This window comes from Rhodovulum sp. (assembly GCF_011048875.1).
Taxonomy (GTDB): Bacteria; Pseudomonadota; Alphaproteobacteria; order Rhodobacterales; family Rhodobacteraceae; genus Rhodovulum; species Rhodovulum tesquicola.
Genome location: NZ_DSDD01000412.1, coordinates 1 through 3,982 on the forward strand (window position 1 = coordinate 1; position 3,982 = coordinate 3,982).

Here is a 3,982-nt window from a genome sequence, read left to right on the forward strand (position 1 = left end):
GTCCGACCATGATCGCCGTTCCGTCCATCCGTTTCGCCAGCCTTCTGCTTGCCGCTGCGCTGGCCCTGCCCGCCGCGGCCCAGGACCGTACGCCTGCGCCAGAGGGCGCGCGCGCCTATATTATCGCGCCAGAAGAGGGTGTAACCGTATCGAACCCGGTGACGATCCGTTTTGGCCTCGATGGGATGGGGGTTGCTCCGGCCGGAGTCGACCACATGGGCACCGGCCATCACCACCTGATCATCAATGTGCCTCAGGAGGGCTATGATTTCTCGGTCGCGGTGCCCGCCGACGACAACCATATCCATTTCGGCGGTGGCCAGACCGAGGTCACGCTGGACCTGCCCGCTGGCGCGCATACGCTCTGGCTGCTGCTGGGCGATGCCGCGCACCTGCCGCATGAGCCGCCGGTGATGTCCGAACCGGTCAGCGTGACGGTGCAGTGACCGGCTTCGCCTTGGCGGCGCATCGCGAAAGGCGGCTATCCGGCATCGCCGGGCGGCATGTCGATGGTGGCAAGCCAGGGCTTGATGTCGAGAAGCGGTGTGCCGTCGAAGCAGTCGATGGCGTCGATCCCGAACGAAGCGCGTTCGGGGTCAAGAGCGGTGATCCGCACCGTCGCCTGGGATATCATGTTCGGCCGGTTCGGCGAGCGCAGCGCGAAGGTGCCGCGCGGCGCCTCGACATGGCGCGGCGCCTGGGTAAGCAGGTCGCGCCGCGCCCGGTCCATCCAGTAAAGCAGGATCACCGGCTGCCCGACCACCAGCCCCGACAGCGCGGGCGCGAAAAGCGGGTCAAGCTCGACGGTCGCCCCGCGCCCCGTTTCGCGCGCCCGGGCGATGTTCTTTGGGCAGTCATCCGGTCCCCAGGGCGACCGGATGCGTCCGATCAGGCGCAGGCGCGGGCCGTCGGGGTCAGGCGCGCCTTCAAGCGCGACCTCGCCGGAACGCAACGCGCCCGCCATGCCTAGTTCAACAGCCCTGCATGGCGCATCGCCGCGTCGATCTTCGCGGCGGTGGCCTTGGTCACACCGACAAGCGGAGAGCGGACCTCGTTCTCGCATTTGCCAAGCCGCGAAAGCGCATATTTCGCGCCTGCAACGCCCGGTTCGAGAAAGATCGCGATATGCAGCGGCATCAGGCGGTCCTGGATCTCCAGCGCCTTGCCGTAATCGCCCGCAAGCGTTGCCTCCTGGAACTCGGCGCACAGGCGGGGCGCCACATTCGCCGTGACCGAGATGCAGCCCCGCCCGCCATGCGCGTTGAAGCCCAGCGCGGTTCCATCCTCGCCCGACAATTGCAGGAAATCCGGCCCGCAGGTGATCCGCTGCTTCGGCACGCGCGACAGATCGCCGGTGGCGTCCTTGACCCCGATGATGCGCGGCAGCTTCGCCAGTTCGCCCATCGTTTCGGGCATCATGTCGACGGCCGACCGGCCGGGAATGTTGTAGATGATGATCGGCAGCGTGCAGCAGTCGTGCAGCGCGGTGAAATGCGCGATCATGCCCGCCTGGGTCGGCTTGTTGTAATAGGGCGTAACCACCAGCGCGGCGTTCGCGCCCACGCGCTCGGCATGTTGCAGGAAGCGGATCGCCTCGACGGTGTTGTTCGACCCGGCCCCGGCGATCACGGGCGCGCGGCCATCGACGGCCTGCGCGACCGCCTCGATCACCTGTTCATGTTCGGAATGCGACAACGTCGGGCTTTCGCCAGTGGTGCCGACCGGCACGAAGCCGTGGCTGCCCTCGTCGAGATGCCACTCGACCAGCCGTTTGAGCGTGTCGAGATCCAGCGCGCCGTCCTTGAACGGCGTCACCAGGGCGGGAAGGGACCCTTGAATCATGACACGCTCCTCTTGTTTCCGTGAATGTCCTTGGTTGGCCGTTGCGGGCGAGTCGTGCCCGGCATGGCGCGCCGGACCCTATAGCGCGACGGAGAGCTTGCCAAGTTTGTGAATTGCAGCTTGGGATCGCGCCGTGACACCGTTCGCTCCGAACCCGAGAAGCCCGGCACCCCGATGCGCCTGACCACCCTTAGCCTTCTGATCGCCCTTGCCGTCCCGACCGTGGCCAGCGCCGCCTCGCCGCTTGCGCGGGCCATGACCGAGGTCCGTGCCGACCGCTGGGAGGCCGCCTGGGCACAGGCCGCACCCGCCGGCCCCGTCGCGCGCGACATCGTCACCTGGCGCTGGCTCAGGGCTGGGCAGGGGGAATTTGCCGATTACCTCGATTTCACCGCGCGCAATCCCGACTGGCCGGGCCTGGCCCGCCTGCGCGCCGAGGGCGAGGCGAAGATCCCCGCCGATGCCCATCCCGACCGGGTGATCGCCTATTTCCGCGGTGCCGCACCAACGACCGGCGCGGGCGCATTGCGGCTGGTGCAGGCCCATGCCGCGCGCGGCGAGATTGCCGAGGCCCGCGCGCTGGCGCTGCGCGCCTGGCGCACGCTGCCGCTGTCCGAAGGGGCGCAGGACGAACTGTTGTCGCGGTTCCGCGATCACCTGGCCGAGCACCATGTCGCGCGGCTGGACGAGATGCTGTGGCAGGGGCATTTCGTCTCGGCCCGGCGCATGCTGCCGTTGGTGCCCGCGGGCTGGAAGGCGCTGGCCGAGGCGCGGATGGCGCTGCGCGAGGATGCGCCCGGGGTGGATGCGCTGATCGCGCGGGTGCCCGCGGCGCTGAGCAACGATCCGGGTCTGGCGCATGAGCGGTTCGGCTGGCGCCAGCGCAAGGAACGCACGGCGGACGCGATTGCGCTGATCGAGGAGCGCAGTGGCTCGGCTGCGGCGCTGGGAAAGCCCGAGGAATGGGCAGGCGCGCGGCGTGCGTTTGTCCGGCAGTTGCTGCGCGACGGTGATCCGGCGCGCGCCTACCGGATGGCCGCGCGCCACCATCTGGGCGGCGGGGCGGATTTCGCCGATCTGGAATGGCTGGCGGGTTTCATCGCGCTTCGCTATCTGAACAAGCCCGACGCCGCGCTGGGCCATTTCCGCACCCTTGAAGCCAGGGTCGGGTCGCCGATCAGCCTGGCGCGCGCGGGCTACTGGCAGGGCCGGGCGCTCGAGGCGCTGGGCCGGCCGCAAGAGGCGAAGGCCGCGTATTCCAGGGCGGGGGCGCATCAGACAACCTATTACGGGCTGCTTGCCGCCGAGCGTGCGGGCCTGCCGATGGACCCCGCCCTTGTCGGCAACGAGACCTATCCGGACTGGCGCGACGCGCCCTGGGCGAACGGTTCGGTCCTGCGCGCGGCGCTGATGTTCCACGAGGCGGGCGAGCGCGCGCTGACCGAGATGTTCCTGACCCATCTGGCCGAAACCGCCGGTCCCAGGGGCCAGCGCCAGTTGGCCGGGCTGGCGCTGCGGCTGGGCGATCATCACGTCGCGCTCAGGATCGCCAAGGTGGCGGCGGGGCAGGGCAACGTGATGGTGGCAGCCTATTTCCCGCTCACCGATCTGGCGCGGGCGAAACATCCCGTTCCGACCGAACTGGTCAAGGCGATCGCCCGGCGCGAAAGCGAGTTCAATCCGGCGGCCGTCAGCCCGGCCGGGGCGCGCGGGCTGATGCAGGTCATGCCCGGCACCGCCGAGGCGATGGCCGGGCGGCTGGGCATGCGCTATTCCAGCAAGGCGCTGACCTCGGACCCGGCCTATAATGCGCGGCTGGGGGCGGCCTATCTGGCCCATCTGGTAGAGGCGTTCGGCCTCAACCCGGTGCTGGTCGCGGCGTCCTATAATGCCGGGCCGAACCGCGCTCGCGCCTGGGTCACCGAACATGGCGACCCGCGTTCGGCCGGGGTCGATGTGGTGGACTGGGTCGAGCTGATCCCCTTCCGCGAAACACGCAATTACGTCATGCGGGTGGCGGAATCTTTGCCCGTTTACCGCGCGCGGCTATCGGGCCGGACCGAACCGATCCGGCTGTCACAGGAGTTGAAGGCGCGGTGAGGGGCCGTCATGCGCGCTGTCGCTCGCGCCAGAGCGTGAA

4 protein-coding genes are annotated in these 3,982 nt (G+C 69.1%); 2 read left to right on the forward strand and 2 right to left on the reverse strand.

The genetic code is table 11. The features are described from left to right. The first annotated feature begins 8 nt into the window (after window positions 1–8). Window positions 9–446 (forward strand): DUF4399 domain-containing protein, encoded by a 438-nt coding sequence (locus ENN83_RS14190; RefSeq protein WP_287188011.1) that lies wholly within the window; start codon window positions 9–11, stop codon window positions 444–446. A gap of 35 nt (window positions 447–481) precedes the next feature. Here the strand turns inward: ENN83_RS14190 and ENN83_RS14195 are convergent, their stop codons facing one another. Both ENN83_RS14195 and dapA read right to left on the reverse strand, forming a co-directional pair. Further along, window positions 482–952 (reverse strand): TrmO family methyltransferase domain-containing protein, encoded by a 471-nt coding sequence (locus ENN83_RS14195; protein WP_287188002.1) that lies wholly within the window; start codon window positions 950–952, stop codon window positions 482–484. Between the two features lie 14 nt (window positions 953–966). Then, window positions 967–1,842, reverse strand: coding sequence for a 4-hydroxy-tetrahydrodipicolinate synthase (dapA, locus tag ENN83_RS14200; protein ID WP_287188005.1), 876 nt, complete (start codon window positions 1,840–1,842; stop codon window positions 967–969). Between the two features lie 174 nt (window positions 1,843–2,016). On the opposite strand from dapA, the gene ENN83_RS14205 reads away from it, so the two are divergent. Next, complete coding sequence (locus ENN83_RS14205) at window positions 2,017–3,942, forward strand: lytic transglycosylase domain-containing protein (protein ID WP_287188008.1); 1,926 nt, start codon at window positions 2,017–2,019, stop codon at window positions 3,940–3,942. Window positions 3,943–3,982 lie beyond the last annotated feature (40 nt).

Coding starts and splice junctions, on each gene's coding strand:
- ENN83_RS14190 (WP_287188011.1), top strand. CDS start 9: ATGATCGCCGTTCCGTCCATCCGTTTCGCCAGCCTTCTGCTTGCCGCT.
- dapA (WP_287188005.1), bottom strand. CDS start 1,842: ATGATTCAAGGGTCCCTTCCCGCCCTGGTGACGCCGTTCAAGGACGGC.
- ENN83_RS14205 (WP_287188008.1), top strand. CDS start 2,017: ATGCGCCTGACCACCCTTAGCCTTCTGATCGCCCTTGCCGTCCCGACC.